At 65.6% G+C, this 17,921-nt stretch carries 17 protein-coding genes; 11 read left to right on the forward strand and 6 right to left on the reverse strand.

Annotated features, from left to right (window positions below; all coding sequences use genetic code 11):
* Window positions 1-18: 18 nt before the first annotated feature.
* From V3G39_05980 to V3G39_06000, 5 genes are all read right to left on the reverse strand, one after another.
* Window positions 19-978 carry a DUF389 domain-containing protein gene (locus V3G39_05980; protein XAS77586.1) on the reverse strand — a complete coding sequence of 320 codons (960 nt, stop codon included), beginning with the start codon at window positions 976-978 and terminating at the stop codon, window positions 19-21.
* Window positions 979-1,031: 53 nt separating this feature from the next.
* The gene (locus V3G39_05985) at window positions 1,032-1,745 is read right to left on the reverse strand and encodes an anti-sigma factor (protein ID XAS77587.1); all 714 of its coding nucleotides are present in this window, start codon (window positions 1,743-1,745) and stop codon (window positions 1,032-1,034) included.
* Window positions 1,742-2,332 carry an ECF RNA polymerase sigma factor SigK gene (gene sigK, locus V3G39_05990; GenBank protein ID XAS77588.1) on the reverse strand — a complete coding sequence of 197 codons (591 nt, stop codon included), beginning with the start codon at window positions 2,330-2,332 and terminating at the stop codon, window positions 1,742-1,744. Before sigK ends, V3G39_05985 begins: the two co-directional genes overlap by 4 nt.
* A gap of 70 nt (window positions 2,333-2,402) precedes the next feature.
* Window positions 2,403-3,086: a fasciclin domain-containing protein gene (locus V3G39_05995; GenBank protein XAS77589.1), complete on the reverse strand. Its 684-nt coding sequence runs from the start codon at window positions 3,084-3,086 to the stop codon at window positions 2,403-2,405.
* 107 nt (window positions 3,087-3,193) lie between these two features.
* Window positions 3,194-4,951, reverse strand: coding sequence for a molybdopterin-dependent oxidoreductase (locus tag V3G39_06000; protein ID XAS77590.1), 1,758 nt, complete (start codon window positions 4,949-4,951; stop codon window positions 3,194-3,196).
* Between the two features lie 65 nt (window positions 4,952-5,016).
* Between V3G39_06000 and ychF the strand changes: the two genes are divergently transcribed.
* The 7 genes from ychF (at window position 5,017) to ppk2 (ending at window position 11,210) form a co-directional block, all read left to right on the forward strand.
* A complete protein-coding gene (ychF, locus tag V3G39_06005; protein ID XAS77591.1) occupies window positions 5,017-6,096 on the forward strand; it encodes a redox-regulated ATPase YchF in 1,080 nt (359 codons plus the stop codon).
* A gap of 206 nt (window positions 6,097-6,302) precedes the next feature.
* Window positions 6,303-6,539, forward strand: a complete 237-nt coding sequence (locus V3G39_06010; protein XAS77592.1) for a toxin-antitoxin system antitoxin subunit — start codon at window positions 6,303-6,305, stop codon at window positions 6,537-6,539.
* A complete protein-coding gene (locus V3G39_06015) occupies window positions 6,536-6,952 on the forward strand; it encodes a type II toxin-antitoxin system VapC family toxin (GenBank protein XAS77593.1) in 417 nt (138 codons plus the stop codon). The genes V3G39_06010 and V3G39_06015 overlap by 4 nt, the downstream gene beginning before the upstream one ends.
* A gap of 290 nt (window positions 6,953-7,242) precedes the next feature.
* The gene (locus tag V3G39_06020; protein XAS77594.1) at window positions 7,243-8,952 is read left to right on the forward strand and encodes a DEAD/DEAH box helicase; all 1,710 of its coding nucleotides are present in this window, start codon (window positions 7,243-7,245) and stop codon (window positions 8,950-8,952) included.
* Window positions 8,953-9,170: 218 nt separating this feature from the next.
* Window positions 9,171-9,425 carry a DUF3024 domain-containing protein gene (locus V3G39_06025; protein ID XAS77595.1) on the forward strand — a complete coding sequence of 85 codons (255 nt, stop codon included), beginning with the start codon at window positions 9,171-9,173 and terminating at the stop codon, window positions 9,423-9,425.
* Window positions 9,426-9,743: 318 nt separating this feature from the next.
* Complete coding sequence (locus V3G39_06030; GenBank protein XAS77596.1) at window positions 9,744-10,133, forward strand: tautomerase family protein; 390 nt, start codon at window positions 9,744-9,746, stop codon at window positions 10,131-10,133.
* Window positions 10,134-10,319: 186 nt separating this feature from the next.
* Window positions 10,320-11,210 (forward strand): polyphosphate kinase 2, encoded by an 891-nt coding sequence (gene ppk2, locus V3G39_06035; protein ID XAS77597.1) that lies wholly within the window; start codon window positions 10,320-10,322, stop codon window positions 11,208-11,210.
* A 158-nt stretch (window positions 11,211-11,368) separates the two neighbouring features.
* Here ppk2 and V3G39_06040 read toward each other — a convergent pair whose 3' ends face one another.
* Window positions 11,369-11,824 (reverse strand): ester cyclase, encoded by a 456-nt coding sequence (locus V3G39_06040; protein XAS77598.1) that lies wholly within the window; start codon window positions 11,822-11,824, stop codon window positions 11,369-11,371.
* A 457-nt stretch (window positions 11,825-12,281) separates the two neighbouring features.
* On the opposite strand from V3G39_06040, the gene V3G39_06045 reads away from it, so the two are divergent.
* From V3G39_06045 to V3G39_06060, 4 genes are all read left to right on the forward strand, one after another.
* Window positions 12,282-14,138, forward strand: a complete 1,857-nt coding sequence (locus tag V3G39_06045; protein ID XAS78187.1) for a histidine kinase — start codon at window positions 12,282-12,284, stop codon at window positions 14,136-14,138.
* Window positions 14,139-14,155: 17 nt separating this feature from the next.
* Entirely contained in the window at window positions 14,156-15,766 is a 1,611-nt protein-coding gene (locus V3G39_06050) for a hypothetical protein (GenBank protein ID XAS77599.1), read from the forward strand.
* The gene (locus tag V3G39_06055) at window positions 15,763-16,845 is read left to right on the forward strand and encodes a response regulator transcription factor (protein ID XAS77600.1); all 1,083 of its coding nucleotides are present in this window, start codon (window positions 15,763-15,765) and stop codon (window positions 16,843-16,845) included. The genes V3G39_06050 and V3G39_06055 overlap by 4 nt, the downstream gene beginning before the upstream one ends.
* Window positions 16,846-17,092: 247 nt before the next feature.
* Window positions 17,093-17,905 (forward strand): class I SAM-dependent methyltransferase, encoded by an 813-nt coding sequence (locus tag V3G39_06060; protein XAS77601.1) that lies wholly within the window; start codon window positions 17,093-17,095, stop codon window positions 17,903-17,905.
* The last annotated feature ends 16 nt before the right edge of the window (window positions 17,906-17,921 follow it).

Below are 17,921 nucleotides of genomic sequence, written 5' to 3' on the forward strand. Positions count from 1 at the left end.
ACCCGCCACTGACAAAGGTCAGGCGCGCCCGCGCCGGAAAAATGGTTTTGTTATCCGTTGCAGATGGTGCCAGGCATGACGCTGCACCATGAGGGTGAGCGTGCCAGCCGCGACCATGCCGACGAAGTTGATCCCCAGTTGGGTTGCTGCACCGCCCATCTCACCGGGTACCCACAACCCCAACGCCAGCGCGAAACTACCCGCCGCGGGCACCGTGGTGACCGAGATGAAAACACCGACCATGGCCTGTGCCTTCTCCACGGACAGGGCGAGCACACCGGCGGCACCCGCGAGTACAGCGACGACGAACGACCAGGTGGTCGGTTGCCAGATGAACTGGGTCTGGGGTCGGGGACGGGTCACGGCATCGGGGCTGAGGAGCCCTGCTGACCGGGCGAGCAGAGCCAGCAGAGCAACGACGAGGGCCGCGGACGCGAAAGTGAGAAGGAGCACCAGGACGCTACGTCCCGCTAATTTCAGGTCTCGCATCGCCAAACCGGTACACACCGCTGCGACGGTGGCGAACTCCGGTCCGATGACCATCGATCCGACGACCAGGATGGAGGAGTCCGTGATCACGGCTACCGAGGCCAGTGCCACAGCCAAGAAGAGGAAAATCTGGTAACTGAGGGTGGGTCGTGCTGCGTTGTAGGCCTGCTCTTGCAGCACGTCCCAGACGACGGCGTCGTCTGGGTCTCCGGTGGCGGCGCGGTCGATCTGACGGGCTGCTGCGAACGGCGTGCCAGTGGGTTGTGACAGTACGATGCCGCCACGCTTGGCGAGCCCGAGGGCATGCAGTCGGGCCAGGAGCGCGTTGGCGTCCTCGCGAGCCACGTCGGCGGTGTACACATCACCCTCAGGTCGAAGCGATGCGCCGGAGAGAACGACGACATTGGTAACGGTGTCGGTTTCCAGCAGCGCTTCGCGAACCTGGTCGGACAGATCAGCAGGCACATTCAGATCCAGGTGAACCAGCATGGTTCAACCTACGATTCAGCCGAGCCTGCGCGGCGCAGAATGAGCCGGCGTGATCATGCCATAGGGATGGCGAGGATCGGTGGGTTTGTAGGTACTGCCGATCCCCCGGCTGGCTCGATGGTGATGTCGAACTCACTGGCTCCGGACAGCTTCGACGCGAGCACACTCTGACCGCTGGGCATCAGTACACCTGCACTGGTGGGACCGTCAGACTTGATGTACCAACCCTGGTAGGTCGTCTTGTCGCCTGCGGCGGCGACCTTGTCCAGTGTTGCCACGGCCTGGTTCATCGACCGGGACATCACCACGGTGATCGTGCCACCGCGAAACGGTGCCGTCTTGCGGACCGCGTCGGGGGCCTTGGCAATGCGGGCCGCAGCATTGGTGGTGCTGGAGGAAGAGTTCGACCAGGGTGCCACCTTCGCAACGCTGGCTCCACCGACGACTATCGCAGCTGCAGCCACGAGGCCGATGAGCGCGCGGCGTCCACGGCTCGAACGCGATGCCTGAGCAGAGTGTGTGGCCCGTATGTCCTGGGGTGCATCTTGCGGAACGTTCTGAATCTGCTCCAGCAGGTTGACACGCAACGCGGCGGAGGGCGTGACCTCGGGCGCATCCAGAGCCAGCATGGCAGTGACCTCGTTCATCTCGGCCACCTCCTCGCGGCATTCTGAGCACTCTCGGAGGTGCCGCTCGTAGCGGACCCTCTCCAAGTCGTCGACAGCGTTGAGGGCGTATCCGACAACGTCGATATGGGTGGTGTTCATGCTGTCCCTCCCATCGCGGTACGCAACCGCAGTAATCCGTCTCTGATGCGTGTCTTCGCGGTCCCGAGTGGAATACCGAGCGTGTCGGCAACCTCTGCGTGCGTGCGGCCTTCGAAGTACACCAGGCTGAGGGCCTGTCGTTGATTGTCTCCCAGCGTCTTCAACGCTGTGCGGACTCGTTCTGCGTCCAGCGTTGCGGTGACCTGATCGACGGTCGAGTCGTAGGAGGTGTCCTGCGACTCACGGGTGTAGACCTCGTCCCGGCGACGGGTGGCTTGGGCGGATCGAATGCGATCCACTGCCCGCCGGTGGGCCATGGTGAAGATCCAGCTGAGAGCTGAGCCCTTGTTCTGATCGAACTTGGGGCTGGTGCGCCAGATCTCCAGAAACACCTCTTGAGTTATCTCTTCGGCCTGCGCACGGTCAACGATCAGTCTGGTGACCAGACCGTTGACTCGTGCGCTGGTCGCGTCGTACAGCTGAGCAAAGGCGTCTTGATCCCCCCGACCCGTGGCCACAAGGAGCTCTGAGAGCTGTGGCGCCGAGTCGGGAACTCCGGCATCAACCGTCCGTAGCGCACCCGACATGGGGTCCATCTTGGCTGATGGACCCCATGCGAGCACTACCGACGTCACGCTTGGTTCGATCTGGGGTGGATCAGGCGGGGACGAGAACGGTGTCGACGATGTAGACCGTGGCGTTCTTGGTCTGCACGTTGCCACAGATGATCTTGGCCTCAGCGCCACCCTTGACGGTCAGGTTCGGAACCGTTCCGCTGACGACATCAGCGGTCTTGTTCAGGGTCATGTGCGAGCCCACGATGGTGGTGGGGGTCAGACGCTCGCCGACCACGTGGTTGGTCAGGATCTTGGTCAGCAGTGCCTTGTCGCCGAGCACCTTGGCCAACGTCGCCTTGGGCAACTTCGCGAAGGCGGCGTTCGTCGGGGCGAAGACGGTCAGGGCCGGCGCGTTGTTCAGCGTGTCGACCAGGCCGGCCTTCTTGACGGCGGTGACCAGGGTCGAGAGCAGCGGGTTGTTCGAGGCAGCAGTCGCAACGGTGTCCTCGGTCATGCCACCGAACGAACCCTTACCGGTCTTCGGCACTGCCGAGCAGGCCGGACCGAAGGGCTTGGTGTCGGCTGCAGCAGCGGCGGTGCTGGAGCTCGTGGCCGGGGCCGAAGAACTTGAGCTCGAGGTTGCCGGTGCGCTGGACGATGATGACGAGGTGGCCGGGGCGGCCGAGGAGCTGGAGCCACCGGAGCCGCTGCTGCCGCAGGCGGTGAGGGCCAGGGCGCCCACCGCGGTCAGGGCAGCTGCTGAGGTGATGGAACGAGTCTTCATGGGTTTCTCCTTGGTTGGTTCCCGCTGCTGTGAGCGGGTTTTCGAGCCGAAGTACACGAGTAGTTCGGAGGCCACCGAAAGGTGGATTGGACCGGTTGAAACTATTTTCAGTCGACGCTGAAGAACAGGTTGACGATGCCGCTGGAGCCGTTGGGGAAGACGTCCTTACGGGTCGTGGACTGCAGAGAGTCCTTGCCGTAGACGATGCGAGCGCGAACCTGGTGCTGGCCCTTGGCCTTGGTGTCCCAGAGGTAGACCCACTGGCGCCAGTAATCGACATTGACGTCCGGACCCATGGTGGCGTCCTTCCAGGGGCCTTCGTCGATGCTGACCTGGACCTTGACGACGCCTTCGCCCTGCGCCCAGGCGATACCCCCGATGATCTGCTTGCCATCAGCGGTCTTTTTGCAACTGCCGAAGTTGCTGGGGGTGTCGATCCGCGCAGATGGCTTGATCGGCCCGTCTTTCGTCCAGCCGCGCTTGGTCCAATACGCCGTCTTCTGGTCGTAGTCGGTGACCGTCAATCTGGTCACCCATTTGGTGCAGCCGAGCATCCCGTACAGGCCGGGGGTGACCAGACGTGCGGGGAACCCGTGCGCCCTGGGAAGTGCCTTGCCGTTCATGCCGATCGCGAGAAGGGCGTCGCGATCATCCAGCATCGCGCTCAACGGCGTGCTGATGGAGAAGCCTTCTGAGGACTCGCTGAACAGCTGTCGACCCTTCTTCTGCGGGTCTTTGATCCCGGCCATGTCGAGCAGGTCCTTGACACGTACTCCGAGCCAGGTGGCACCGCCGGCGTAGCTGCCGCCGGGTTCGTTGCTGATGCAGGTGAGTGAGATGTTGCGCTCGATGAGATCCATTTTGCTGATGTCGTCGTAGCTGAGCGTCAGCTTCTTGTCGACATCGCCGCCAATTTCCAGGCGCCACTCGTCCCGGTTGATGTTGGGCACGGTCAGCGAGGTATCGACGCGGTAGAACTTGTCGTTGGGGGTGCGCAGTGGGGTGATCTCCGGGTATTTTGCGGTGAGACCGACGGGGATCTGGGGAGCCTTTTTCTTTGCGGAAGGCAGCGCGAGCTTGACGGTGCTTGTGACAGCGCCGAGCTTTTGACCGACGACCCCGCTGGCCACGGCCAGCGCGGCGACCGCCCCGGAGCCGACCAGAAAGACACGTCGGGTGCTGGCCAGCGCCGGTTGCCGGCCATCGGCGGGTCGGCTCCGGGTGCGGACCCTGTCCACCAGGTTGCGGGTGTAGGCGTCGCCGGAGAGCCAGAAGAGGCCGAAGAGCGTGATGACGCCGACGACTGCGGTCGCGAGTGTCGGGACGATGTCGGAGCCGACGGCCGCCGGTCGGGTCATTGCTGCATATCCGGCGATGGCGACGAGGAAGAGTTCCAGGCCAAGGCCGGCAAGGAAGATCTTGCGTGCCAGTAGGCCCGCGAGCCCGGCCAGGATGAGCGCTCCGGCGGACACCGACAACAGCAGGACGAGTTTGTCGTTCGTGCCGAACTGCTTGATCGCGAAGTCCTTCAAACCGGTCGGCGTGCGGTCGATGACCGCTTCGCCTACCGCCAGAACGGGGGAGGCGGACGCGCGCTTGAACGATGCGACGAGGTGACCGATCGCCATACCGAGACCTGCTGCGAGGATGCCGATGAGGACGGCACGCCAGCGGCTGACGATGCCGTTCGGGTTGTCGGGATGCAGGATGCGCTGCATCCGGGAGTTGCCCACCGAGTCACCGGAGGGGTGCACCGGTGTAGCGCCTGTCGGTGGGCTCGAGTGGTCTGAGGGTGTCGGGGAGCGGTCCTGGCCGGACCGGTCCTTGGAAATCGCGGACCGCAAACGGTCGAGGAAGTCACTCATGGGAGAGATTCGGAGCGAACGGCCTGTTGGATGCTGGGGAGTGGACCGCGTAGCCTCTTGTCCCCGTGGCCCTTACCATCGGAATCGTAGGACTGCCCAACGTCGGCAAGTCCACCATGTTCAACGCGCTCACCAAGAACAATGTGCTCGCCGCGAACTATCCCTTCGCAACGATCGAGCCGAATGTTGGCGTCGTGTCGTTGCCCGACGCCCGGCTCAAAGCGCTCGCTGAGGTGTTCGGCAGCAAGGCCATCATCCCGGCGACGGTGTCGTTTGTGGATATTGCCGGCATCGTGAAGGGCGCCTCCGAGGGTGAGGGGCTGGGCAACAAGTTTCTTGCCAATATTCGCGAGGCCGACGCGATCTGTCAGGTCATCCGCGCGTTCGATGACGACGACGTTATTCACGTGGACGGTTCGATCTCGCCGGTGCGCGACAAGGAGATCATCGAGACCGAGTTGATCCTGGCCGACCTGGAGACCATCGACCGCGCGATCCCGCGTCTGGAAAAAGAGGTCAAGGGCAAGAAGGTCGAGAAAGCGGTGCTCGATGCCGCGGTACTGGCCAAAGAGACGCTCGACACCGGTGCGACGCTTTTCTCCCAGCGCGAGAAGCTGGACCTTGTATCAATCCGCGAGCTGGGCTTGCTGACCGCAAAGCCGTTCCTCTACGTGTTCAACGTCGACGAGGACCAGCTGACCGACACCGATTTCCAAGCCTCACTCCAGGAGCTGGTCGCGCCTGCCGAGGCGATCTTCCTCAACGCGAAGCTGGAGATGGAGGTGGCGGAGCTTGAGGACGACGAAGCAGCCGAGCTGCTGGAGTCGGTCGGGATCACCGAACGTGGTCTCGACCAGCTGGCACACAAGGGTTTCCACACTCTCGGGCTGCAGACCTACCTGACGGCCGGGCCCAAGGAAACGCGCGCTTGGACGATCCCTGTCGGCGCGACAGCGCCGCAGGCCGCGGGCGTCATCCACTCCGATTTCCAGAAGGGCTTCATCAAGGCCGAGGTCATTTCCTTCGATGACATGGTGCAGCTGCGTTCCATCGCCGAATGCCGCTCGCACGGCAAGGCCCGCATGGAGGGCAAGGACTACGTCATGGCCGACGGCGACGTCGTCGAGTTCCGCTTCAACGTCTGAACCGCCGCGTTTCCGCACGTCAGAAGGGGTACAGACCCTCCCAGTCCGCGGGAAAATCAGCGGTAGGGGGATCAGGCGGTGCCAGACGCCAACTCTGGCCCGGTGCTACCCGTTGATACTGGTGAGATCAGTGGCCCGTTGGCGGCGGGTTGTCGCACTCCGACTTCCCGTGTGCGCAGTGCTAGCATTGCTGTCAGGAGGTCCAGGTGAGCACTCTTACGATCAGGCAACTGGATGAGCGCACCCACGCCCGGCTTCGAGGGCGAGCGGCCGAGCATGGCCGCTCGGTGGAGGCAGAGGTTCGAGCGATTCTGGACGCTGTTGTGAACCGTCCCGAGCGCAACTTCCTCCTGTCCCTGCACGAATCCATGGCAGAGGTCGGTGGGATCGACCTCGAGGTGTCTGAGCGGACCGATCAGCCTCGCACGGTCGACCTGTCGTGATCATCGCTGACACCAACGTCGTGTCAGAGTTCATGCGGGACACACCTGACCCCGTCGTACTTGCTTGGGCGCAGTCGATCGATGCATCGGACCTGACCATTTGCGTGGTGACGGTTGAGGAGATCGAGCGTGGGCTGGGGAGGCTTGCCGATGGGCGACGCCGCCGGGACTTGGAGCAGCGGTGGGCCCGACTGTTGGACACCTTCGCCGAGTCCGTCGTTGCTTATGACTTGCCCGCTGCCCGCGAGACTGCCGTCGTATTGGTGGCGGCCGAATCATCTGGTCGCCCGATGGCCCTGGCCGATGCTCAGATCGCTGGGATCTGTCTCGCACATGGCCATGAACTGGCAACTCGCAACATGAAGGACTTCTCCAACACCGCTGGTCTGACGGCCATCGACCCGTTCGGGTAGAAAGCAGCCAGTGGCGCTGCAGGCGGCTGAGTGACCCGTATTCGAGATCGGCTGGCGGGGGAGCGCAACTCCAGGGCCGTCGGAGGCCACAGCCACGGCATGGAGCGACGGTGATCGGTGCGCTGTTCCAACATGGCCCGCCGAAGGCACTGTCCGTTCGGCATTGCCCGCGAGCCGCCCGCAACCTCGTCGTTCCACACGTCGCTGCGGGTGGAGACAGGGCCCGGTGTTTCACCCACTACCGTTGTCAGGTGAGTGATGTAGCGAACGGAGCCCCCGCGGCACGCGAGATGCCGACCTTCGCCGAGCTCGGGTTGCCCGAGAAGGTGCAGGCCGTGCTACGCGACGTGGGCTACGAGACTCCGTCGGCGGTGCAGGCCGCGACGATCCCGCCGCTACTGGCGGGCCGTGACGTCGTCGGCGTTGCGCAGACCGGCACCGGCAAGACGGCAGCGTTCGCGCTGCCGATCCTGTCCCGCCTGGACCTGACGCAGAAGGCGCCGCAGGCGCTCGTGCTCGCCCCGACGCGTGAGCTGGCACTGCAGGTGTGCGAGGCCTTCGAGAAGTACGCCGCCCATCTCAAGGGCGTCAAGGTCCTGCCCGTCTACGGCGGCCAGGGGTACGGCGTGCAGCTCTCTGCGTTGCGCCGCGGAGTCCATGTGGTCGTCGGCACCCCCGGCCGCATCATGGACCACCTCGACAAGGGCACTCTCGACCTGACCCAGCTGCGCTTCCTGGTCCTCGACGAGGCCGACGAGATGCTCAAGATGGGCTTCGCCGAGGACGTCGAGACGATCCTGGCTGATACCCCCAGCGACAAGAACGTCGCGCTGTTCTCGGCCACCATGCCGGCTCAGATCCGCCGGCTGTCGAAGAAGTACCTCAACGACCCCGTCGAGATCACCGTCAAGGGCAAGACGTCGACGGCGGCCAACATCACCCAGCGCTACCTCACGGTCAGCTATCCGCAGAAGGTCGACGCTCTGACCCGGATCCTCGAGGTCGAGAACTTCGAGGGCATGATCGTCTTCGTCCGCACCAAGAACGAAACCGAGACGCTGGCCGAGAAGCTGCGGGCCCGGGGATTCTCGGCCACGGCGATCAACGGTGACGTGGCCCAGAATGTCCGAGAGCGGACCGTGAACCAGCTCAAGTCCGGCGCCCTCGACATCCTGGTGGCCACCGACGTGGCGGCCCGCGGCCTCGACGTGGAGCGGATCAGCCACGTGGTGAACTACGACATCCCGACCGACCCTGAGTCCTACGTGCACCGCATCGGCCGCACCGGCCGGGCCGGGCGCAGCGGCGACGCGATCTCGTTCGTCACCCCGCGGGAGAGGTATCTGCTCAAGCACATCGAGAAGGTCACCCGCCAGCCGCTGACCCAGATGACCTGGCCCAGCGTCGAGGACGTCAACACCACGCGCCTGGCCCGCTTCGATGACCAGATCACCGAGGCCCTGCAGGCGACGGCCCGGATCGAGGGCTTCCGCGAGATCGTGGCCCACTACGTCCGCGAGCACGACGTGCCCGAGGTCGACGTGGCCGCCGCACTGGCCGTGGTCGCCCAGGGCAACGAGCCGCTGCTGCTCGACCCGGCCGCCGAGAAGTCGCGGCGCACCGAGCGGCCGGTCCGTGCCGAGCGGCCCGACCGCGGCGCCGGCACGAAGCCCAGCTGGCGCGATCGCGCCGAGCACGGCGACCGGCCCGAGCGCGGCGCCAAGCACGAACGCCGGGTCCGTCCCAGCCACGTGACGTTCGCGAGCTATCGGATCAACGTCGGCAAGCGGCACAAGGTGGAGCCGCGCCAGATAGTCGGCGCCATCGCTAACGAGGGCGGCCTGAGCCGCGGCGACTTCGGCGCCATCACGATCCAGCCCGGCTTCTCGCTCGTCGACCTGCCGGCCGACCTGGCCCCAGAGGTCTGGGACAAGCTGCGCACCACTCGCGTCTCGGGCAGGCTCATCGACCTGGCCAAGGAAGACGGCACGCGGGGGTAACGCTGTCCTGCGAAGACCGGGCGGTTCGCACGCCCTGTCAGCAGCGCTGACCGGGCCGGCCCCACCAGCGCATCGGCCCCGACGGGATCGGCGTGCGGGACCGGCGGATCTCAGAAGTCTCGCTGATCGCCTTATCGCCCGTGCATCGATGGCACGAGGCTGTCACGGGGGCTCATCGATTCTGGGGAGCGACGAGGGTCGCTGATCGTCAGTCAAAGATGAACGAGAGCGTGCGCGGTCGCACGGTAACGATCGTGGAGCATCGGCCGCCGTGGCATCCGGCGTTGGGCCCGGAGTGGACGGACAGTCCGCAGGCTCGGATGAAGTATGACGACCACACCAAGGGCTGGACCTTGTACTGGTTCGACCGGAACTCCCGGGCCCATATTTACGACTTGCTCGAGCCGGATCAGCCGATCGAGCGGCTGTTAGCTGAGTACGCCGACGACCCAACCTGCATCTTCAAGGGCTGACTCGGCCGGCTTTCCACCGCCGCCTCAGACCTGAGGGCGCTCGCTCGTTCTGCAGCGTGGCGTAGCCCGGGCACGCGGTTGAGCGGCCTGTCGCGGGCGGAAAGCTCTAGTGCTGGGACAAGATCGACGCTACGGTGCGGATCTTCGACGCCGAGACGTGTACGGACTTACGTAGGCCGACCAGAACCAGTAGATAATCGAGCTGTCACGCCATCCTGGCGGGAACGCGTTTTCGCTGAACGACCTCAGTTCGCGTCGTGCCGACAACGCGTAGTCGACCACCGGATTCATGTTGTCAGAAGATGGAGCGGAGCAGTCATGCCACTGGTACGAATCGACCTCATCGAAGGTCGCACCGATGAGCAGGTCAGGACGCTAGCCGACACCGTCCAGGATGTGATGGTCGATGTGTTCGCCGCTCCTGAGCGGGACCGCTACCAGGTCATTCACGAACACCGACGTGGCCGAATCATCGCCCAGGACACCGGCCTCGGATTCGAACGCACCGATGGTGTCGTGATGATCCAGGTGACGCAGCAAGGCAGGGACGAGGCACAGAAACAGGCTCTTTACGCCAGACTGGCCGACCGGCTGGAGTCCGAGGCGGGGGTACGCCCCGAGGATCTCATCGTGTCGATAGTCGCAAACACCACAGCTGACTGGTCGTTTGGCATGGGACGGGCGCAGTTCCTCCAGGGTGATCTTTAGCCCGCCTGTCCATACGACCGACGCACGTTCTGCGCCTAGCGGCTGGTGCGATGTACCTCTGGGAGGCTCACAAGGCGTCGCTTTCGGCATCCTCTGCGTTACGCCGAACCGCAGCGGCCAGCCGGGAAAGTGTTCGATGCGCTGGAATCACCCTCTCGCTCCTCGCCGGGGGCTAGCGTCTGTTCCATGCTTAAAGACGTACGCCAGCTCATTGACCTCCTCGACATCGAGGGCCACACCATCGGCGAGGACTACGACGACGATCCGATCCTGCTGGGTCCGGACGGGCGAGCCGTCGATACCTGGCGGCAGAACTATCCCTACCCGGACCGCATGGACCGCGACGAGTACGACGAGGTCAAGTACGCCCTGCAGGTGGAATTGTTGAAGTTTCAGAACTGGGCTGCTGAGAACCAGAGCAAGCACGTCATTCTTTTCGAGGGTCGGGACGCTGCGGGCAAGGGTGGGACGATCAAGCGGTTCATGGAGCACTTGAACCCGCGGTACGCCCGAACTGTCGCGCTGACCAAGCCGAGCGATCGTGAGCAGAACCAGTGGTATTTCCAGCGGTACGTGCAGCATCTTCCGACGGCTGGCGAGATGGTGCTGTTCGACCGGTCCTGGTACAACCGTGCCGGCGTCGAGCGGGTGATGGGATTCGCCACGGCTCCCGAGTACCAGCAGTTCATGGCCCAGGTGCCTCTGTTCGAGCGGATGCTGGTCGACAGCGGTATTTCTCTGACCAAGTTCTGGTTCTCGGTGACCCAGTCCGAACAGCGGACGCGGTTCATCATCCGCCAGGTTGATCCGGTCCGACAGTGGAAGCTCTCGCCGATCGACTTGAAGTCCTTGAGCAAGTGGGAGGACTACACCGAGGCCAAGGAGGAGATGATCCGGGAAACCGACACGGACTGGGCTCCATGGACGACCGTCAAGAGCAACGACAAGAAGCGCGCGCGGGTCAATGCGATGCGCTATTTCCTGTCCCGATTCGACTACGAGGGACGGGATGACGCTCTCGTGGGCGAACCGGACCCGAAGATCGTCCAGCGCGGCATCGAAGCGGTCGGGGACTGACCCCGATCCAGCAGTGAGGTCCGGTGCTCCCCGTTTGGGTCGCCGGCGACCAGAAAAGCGTGGGGTGGACCGGATCGGTCCGCGTTTGCGTCGCTGGCGACGGAAACGTGCGCCGCCGGCTGCGCAACTGTGTCGAGTTGGCCTAGGGGGTTCGGTGTTCACGGTGATGTTCGTGCGGGTGCCGGGAAGGCGCCGAGTTGCACCAGTAGTCCGAGGTCGTCCCGGCAGGCCCAGTGTTCGGCAATCATCCCGTCGCTGACCCGGAACAGATGCATGAAGGTCCAGACAATCGGCGTGCCGGTTGCGGGAACGCCGAGCAGCAGCGGGGACGTCGACGCCGTGTGGGTCCCGACCAGATCAAGGTGGACCGACACCAGATCTGCCGAAGCGACCACATGATGGATGACAATGTCCGGCTGACCAAGGTCATGTTCGAGAACGAGCGCAGTCTGTCGTAAACCTGCCCGTCCCTGGGGCGTCGCAGCATGCTGGATCAAGTCCTCGGCCACCAGGTCGAAGGCCGTTTCTTCACGTCGACCAACGCGAGCGAAGTACTCCTCGACAACTGCCTGTGGGTCAGCAATCTGTGATGTGAACCTGGTGTGAGACGTCATTGCGTCATCTCTTCCGTCGGTCGGCAGACGCCTCACTCGGCGCCCGACCACAATCATCGAGGGGACGCTCATCAGTGACAGCCCCGATTCGCCCTGGACGATGCCGGGCTTCTTTCAGTGCCAGCGCTCACGTGGCCAGGGGCTCGCAAACCTAGTTTCGATGTATGACAACGACACCGAGACGAATCGCCGTTATGGGTGCGGGCCTGATCATCGCGGGACTGATGACCGGGTGCGGATGCCCGCTCGGCACGGTGTCCGATGCTCGGCTGCCGTCGCCTACACCGGGTGTCATGCCTTCGCCGGCCACCACACCCCTGAGCATTCGGTCGGCGACCCAGTCCACGTCCGACGGCGTTCTGCGAATATCAACGCCATCCGAGCGCACGGGACGCTACGTTCTTGGGACTACGAACGTCCCCGCGTCCGTAACCACCACGATCGCCGTCCCGTGAGCATGCAGGTCCACGTCGGCGGTGGAGTCGGGCCACCTCTGAACCCTGGTGTGGGAAGGGCTGGCGGTATGCGTCGACCGGGCAGGACCCGCACGACCCGTTGGCTCTTCGCCATCCTGGCCGTCGTCGGCGTCGTTCTTGTTGTGGTCGGGGCGACGCTGGCGGCAAGGAACTGGATGCACGGTGCTGCCTGGACCGGCTACGACGCGGCCCTGGTGACCGTGCGCCTGATCGGTGCAGTCCTCGGACTCGGGGTCGGCTTGTGGTGGTGGTGGCGCGCTCCAGCGAATCCCACCGGTCGGCTGCTGTACGTGGCCGCGGCAGCAGACGTCCTCCTGGTCGTGGGCTACTGCTGGCCAGGGTCACGGTGGGCCGATGAACTCACCTGGGTCTCCTGGCTGACCGAACCACTCATCGTGATCATTGTGCTGAGCTGGCCGTCCGGGCACCCGAGCCGACGTCTTGTGCGCACCGTGACGTGGTGGACCGTTGCCGGCGCTGCGCTCGTTCTCGTGGGGGACGTCTTCAGCCGACGACCGAATGCGCCCACAGACTGGCCGGACCCGTTCGAGGCACTTTTTACCGTCCCGACCGTGTTCCGCATCGTCGATCCGATCCAGGCACTGGCAACCCAGGCTCTTCCAGCCGCCGTGGTCCTGGTGGTCCTCGTGCGGCGGCGTCGAGCAGTACCTCCCGCCGTCCGGCCCCTACTCACGCCGATCACGACGGCCGGCGTCGTGGTCTGCGGATCGCTGCTCATCCTGCATCTCGGTTTTCAGGTCTTCGGCTACCTGCTCGGCTACGGCGCCACACTGACGATCTGGCGGTTCCTCATCTTCCTCGGTTACTACTTCATGGTCGGATTCGTCGCACTCGGTGTGTTGTTCGGCGCGCGTCGTCGTCGCCGAGCTGTCTCGATGGGGCGGCGCCACCGCGAGGTCGACCTGCAGTCGGCCAAGGCTGTCATCACGCCTTCGGCAGCTGCGGCTGCCACTACTGGCGATCCGACGACGCTGGTCCGCTACCGGCGTCTGGACGGTTCCTGGATCGACGCAGCGGGCACGACGTTGCCCAAAGCCACCACCGGCCGTCGACTCATCCCCGTCCTGGACGAGGTGGGTGCGACGACCGCCGCGCTGGAGGTCGCCGAGTCAACGCCGCTGTCGCCCCTGCTCACCGACCTGGCGATCAGCATCATCGCTGCGCAGTCGGCCAACGAGCGAGCCACTGCAGTCGCGGACGCGCGGCGGGCCGAGGTGCGAATGCGTTCACGAGAGCTGGTCGCGGCAACGGACAGTGGCCGACGCCGACTGGAGCGCGACCTGCATGACGGGGCTCAGCAGCTGCTCGTCGGGCTCGCACTGATGGCTGGGCTGTCGGCGAGACGTGGTGAGCTCGATACGCAGGGCCTCATCGACCACATCGGTGAAGTCCGCCGCGAGATCCTGGCACTCGTGGATCAGGCCACCCCAGCGGCCTTGGCGGAGGGCCTCGCCGGTGCACTGCACGCCCTGGCCACGGTCTGTCCTATCCCCGTCTTCGTCGACGCCGAGGGTGACCTGACGGCGGATGACCCGCTGGCACTGACGCTCTACCTCGCCGCCGGTGAGGCGATCACGAACGCGGTCAAGCACTCCGGCGCGCGGCTGATCTGCGTGCGCCTCGGCGTCGTCGCGGTGGGGATAGACATTCGTGTCAGCGATGACGGCATCGGTTCGCTCGCCGAGGTGCCCCCCAGCATTGCCAGCCGGTTGGTGGACGTCGGCGGCTCTGCCAGTGTGGCGAGCCCACCTCTTGGCGGCACGGTGCTGCACATTTATGTGCATCGACCGACGGTCTCAGCGGCGGCCCTGACATGACTCGTCGACGTCTCGCGATGACAGCACTGTGGGTGGCTGCAGTTCTCACGATCAGCGCAGGCTGGTTCGAGGTCGTCACGCGCGTCGGTATCGACCGGGTCAACTCTGGGCAGGCCGTTTTCCTGACACTGTGTGCCCTCGCCGCCCCGGCACTCGCGACAGTCATGACATCCCGGCATCCTGATGACCCCACAGGCGTGTTGCTCGGACTCACCATCCTCACGACCATGCTCGCCGCCTGCCGCACGACGGACCTGGGGTCCGTAGCGCCGATCGCCGGCCTGACCGCCCTTGTCGCGGCGCCGCTGCCCGCGGTCGTCGTGTCCCGTTACCCGGCACTTACCTTTCCCCAGCACACAGTGCGCCTGGTGTCGCGCTGCTTCTGGGTATCGGCTGCCGTCGGACTGGTGCTGGGGGTTCTGCTTCTGCTGGGCGGGTCGGTCCCGACAGCTCAGTGGTTCACGACGCTGCCCGGCCCCGTCGGGATCCCGGCGACGGTCCTGCTTGTCGTTCGAGCAGGGCTTGTGTGCACCGGGCCGACAGCACTTGCCGCGGCCTGCGTCATCGGCCGGATGCCACGCGCCGCGCGGGTCGCGGCGCGCCCCATCAGGTGGCCTGTCACCTGTTGGGCGCTCTCGCTCACCGCGGGCGAGGTCTGGGGGGCCCTGCGCGGCGTGAAGACACCGACACGTGACATGTTCGTCGGCCCGGACGCAACGCTCTTCGTGATCCTGCCGGCGGCCCTGGTCGGAGCGCTGGCCGCCGGTATCGGCTGGATCGATCTGACCGCGCGCATACCGACCTCTCGATCGGGTAACCCCGCCCCGCGCACTTCGGTTGTCAATGTCGAGCAGTACCTCGCGCGGGCGCTCGCCGACCCGTCGATTCGCGTCCGCTACCCGGTCGACGGCGGGCAGAGCTGGGTGACGGCTGCAGGCGTCACGGTCTTGCCCGAGACCGAAACCGCCGACCGGGCGACCACAGTTATTGTCCGTGGATCCCAAGTCATCGGCCTCATCGATCAGGATGCAGCCGTCACTGCCCACCCCGACGCCGTCGAGCTGGTGGCGACCGGCGCGGGCCTCATCATGGAGACCGAGCGTCTACGGGCATCCGCCGCAAGTGATCTCGAACAGGCCCGGCTACTGGCGCAGCGGCTGCTGGTCGCCTCGGACGAGCCCCGATCGGAGTTGCGCACGGCGCTTGTGAACGGCCCGTTGGCCGAGCTCGACTCGATCGCGCGCCTACTGCGTAGTGGGACCCCTGTTGCGGACGTGGTGGTCAGGCTTACCGCAGTGGCCACTGACGTAAGAGCTATCTCGCACGGGGTCTTTCCCGCGTCCCTGGCGACCGGCGGACTGCGCGCCTCGCTGGGCGGCCACCTGGTGCCCGATCGTCGGTACGCTCCCGTCATCGAGATGACCACCTATCTGGCCACACACGCTGACCTGGCCGCGACCATCGAGGAGTCGGTGGGCGAGGAAGGGCCGCGTCTGGTTGTCCGCACCGGCTCGGCACCGGCTGTCGACGTTCGTGACCGCGTCACGGCCCTCGGCGGCACGATCTCCGGTCAGGACGGTCGTTGGGTCGTCGGCCTCCCCACCGGTGATAGGCCGGGCGGCCTATGACGACCACGACCCTGTTGGCCTGGCCGCTCGAAGCTCCCGGGCCGACCCCCGTGGTGCGCGCGCACGCGGAGGAGCGTGGCGGTCGGTTTGCGTACCGGGGCGGGCTGGCCCTGTTCTCAGGAACGGCGGACGCCGTGGCGACCGCTATCGACTGGCAGCAGTCCGAGCAGGACCAACCGGAGACGTCCCTCGCGCTGCACGTCGCCGAGGTGACCTACCGGGCCGACGCAGCAGAACCTGCTGCGGTCGGGCTGGTTCGCGGACTCGCCGAGCGCGGACACCCGGGGGACATCCTCGCCACCGAGATCGTCCGGATGCTCCTTCCCGCGCCTACCCCTGCGCACTGGTCGAACGAGCTGGCCACATCCATCGGGGTGCCGCCGCAACTGGTCCATCCCATTCTGTGGCCTCGCAACGCCGATGCGCTGCCTGTCACGGTCGTCGTCGCGGAGGACGTCGCGCTCATCCGTGCGGGACTCGTCAGTCTGTTGCGGGACGACGGCTTCGATGTCGTCGCGGAGGCCGCAGATTTCGACTCGGTAGTGGCCACCGTGCGTGCCACGCGACCGCGGCTGCTCATCACCGATGTGCGGATGCCACCCGAGCAGGGCGACGAAGGGCTGCGTGCCGCGTCGTTGCTACGGGCCGAGCAGCCAGGGCTCGCCGTGCTCGTGCTCAGTCAGGCGGTGCAGGCCGGGGCTGCAGCCGACCTGCTGACCGAGCAGACCTCGGGCCTGGGCTATCTCCTCAAGGAGCGGGTAACGGCACTGGATGAGTTCCTCGACGCAGCCCGCGCAGTGGCCGCCGGCCGGACGGTCATCGACCCGCTCATCACCGACGAGCTGCTGGCCCGCCGGCGCAACCACGATCAACTCACTGCACTGGCCGACCGGGAGCGGGCCGTCCTGGAGCTGATGGCGCAGGGACTGTCCAACAGCGCGATCGCCGACCGTCTCACCCTGTCGGGACGCACGGTGGAGTCCCACGTGCGCTCCATCATGACCAAACTCGACCTCTGGGAGGATCCGTCGGGCAACCGTCGTGTTCAGGCAGTCATCCGGTGGCTGAACCAGTCGTGAGCAGCGTCTCGACTTCACCTTCCACGTTTGCGTCGCTGGCGACGCAAACGTGGGGTGATCCAGGTACGGGCCTCGGTGGGCCAGGTGAGGGTTGAGGTGTCGGGGATGGGATCGGTTCCTGAGCCATCGACAGGTGTCTCGAAGGAGAGGATGCTCGACGGTGCCCCTTCGCACTGAACTGATCACCGGAGCGGGTCATCCACGGCGCCCCGCAGTCGGGATGCAGGCGAGGTGAGGGCTGGACCGCATGAGCGATATGGGAACGGACCCTGAGCAGCCGGTCGCCGGTGCCGACACCTTCCAGGTCACCGGCCAGAAGTACGACGACTTCATGGGGCGCTATTCCAAGCCGCTGGCGAGCGGCTTCGCGGATGCCGCCGGTGTGCGCCCGGGAATGACCGCTCTGGACCTCGGATGTGGCCCCGGCGCGTTGACGACCGTCCTCGTCGAACGACTCGGCGCGGCGTCCGTCAGTGCCTGCGATCCATCCCGCCCGTTCGTGACGGAATGCGCCGCTCGGCACCCCGGCACCACCGTGCGGGTGGGCCGCGCTGAGGCCATCCCGTTCGAGGACGACGCTTTCGACTGCCTTCTCGCGCAACTGGTCCTGCATTTTGTCGGCGACACCGCAGCTGCGGCGGGGGAGATGCTCCGGGTGTTGCGGCCCGGCGGCACCGCGGGTGCCTGCGTATGGGAGAGCATGCAGCTGCTCGACCACTTCTGGACGGCAGCGATCAGCGTGGATCCCACCGCAGCAGCGAACGCAGTGCGAGAGTTGAAGCTCAGCCAGGAGGGCGACCTGGGGGCGCTGTTCGCGGCCGCCGGATTTACCGACGTGACCGAGACGACGGTGGATGTCAGCTCTACCTACATCGGCTTCGACCAGCTGTGGTCCGGATTCCTGGCGGGTATCGGTCCTGCGGGCGCTTACTGCCTGAGCCTCGACCCGAACACCCGGGCCGACCTGCGATCGGCGACGTTCCACGAGATGGGATCGCCCAGCGGCCCCATCACGTTGGATGCCGTAGCGCGATGCGGGTCCGGACGTACTCCGCGCTGAGGTCGGACCTCGTCGA

It is taken from the genome of Dermatophilaceae bacterium Sec6.4, assembly GCA_039636865.1.
Taxonomy (GTDB): Bacteria; Actinomycetota; Actinomycetes; order Actinomycetales; family Dermatophilaceae; genus Allobranchiibius.

Excerpts from the sequence above, each read along its gene's own strand:
- V3G39_05980 (XAS77586.1), bottom strand. The coding sequence starts at position 978 with ATGCTGGTTCACCTGGATCTGAATGTGCCTGCTGATCTGTCCGACCAG.
- V3G39_05985 (XAS77587.1), bottom strand. The coding sequence starts at position 1,745 with ATGAACACCACCCATATCGACGTTGTCGGATACGCCCTCAACGCTGTC.
- sigK (XAS77588.1), bottom strand. The coding sequence starts at position 2,332 with ATGTCGGGTGCGCTACGGACGGTTGATGCCGGAGTTCCCGACTCGGCG.
- V3G39_05995 (XAS77589.1), bottom strand. The coding sequence starts at position 3,086 with ATGAAGACTCGTTCCATCACCTCAGCAGCTGCCCTGACCGCGGTGGGC.
- V3G39_06000 (XAS77590.1), bottom strand. The coding sequence starts at position 4,951 with ATGAGTGACTTCCTCGACCGTTTGCGGTCCGCGATTTCCAAGGACCGG.
- V3G39_06020 (XAS77594.1), top strand. The coding sequence starts at position 7,243 with ATGCCGACCTTCGCCGAGCTCGGGTTGCCCGAGAAGGTGCAGGCCGTG.
- V3G39_06025 (XAS77595.1), top strand. The coding sequence starts at position 9,171 with ATGAACGAGAGCGTGCGCGGTCGCACGGTAACGATCGTGGAGCATCGG.
- V3G39_06030 (XAS77596.1), top strand. The coding sequence starts at position 9,744 with ATGCCACTGGTACGAATCGACCTCATCGAAGGTCGCACCGATGAGCAG.
- ppk2 (XAS77597.1), top strand. The coding sequence starts at position 10,320 with ATGCTTAAAGACGTACGCCAGCTCATTGACCTCCTCGACATCGAGGGC.
- V3G39_06040 (XAS77598.1), bottom strand. The coding sequence starts at position 11,824 with ATGACGTCTCACACCAGGTTCACATCACAGATTGCTGACCCACAGGCA.
- V3G39_06045 (XAS78187.1), top strand. The coding sequence starts at position 12,282 with ATGCAGGTCCACGTCGGCGGTGGAGTCGGGCCACCTCTGAACCCTGGT.
- V3G39_06050 (XAS77599.1), top strand. The coding sequence starts at position 14,156 with ATGACAGCACTGTGGGTGGCTGCAGTTCTCACGATCAGCGCAGGCTGG.
- V3G39_06055 (XAS77600.1), top strand. The coding sequence starts at position 15,763 with ATGACGACCACGACCCTGTTGGCCTGGCCGCTCGAAGCTCCCGGGCCG.
- V3G39_06060 (XAS77601.1), top strand. The coding sequence starts at position 17,093 with ATGAGCGATATGGGAACGGACCCTGAGCAGCCGGTCGCCGGTGCCGAC.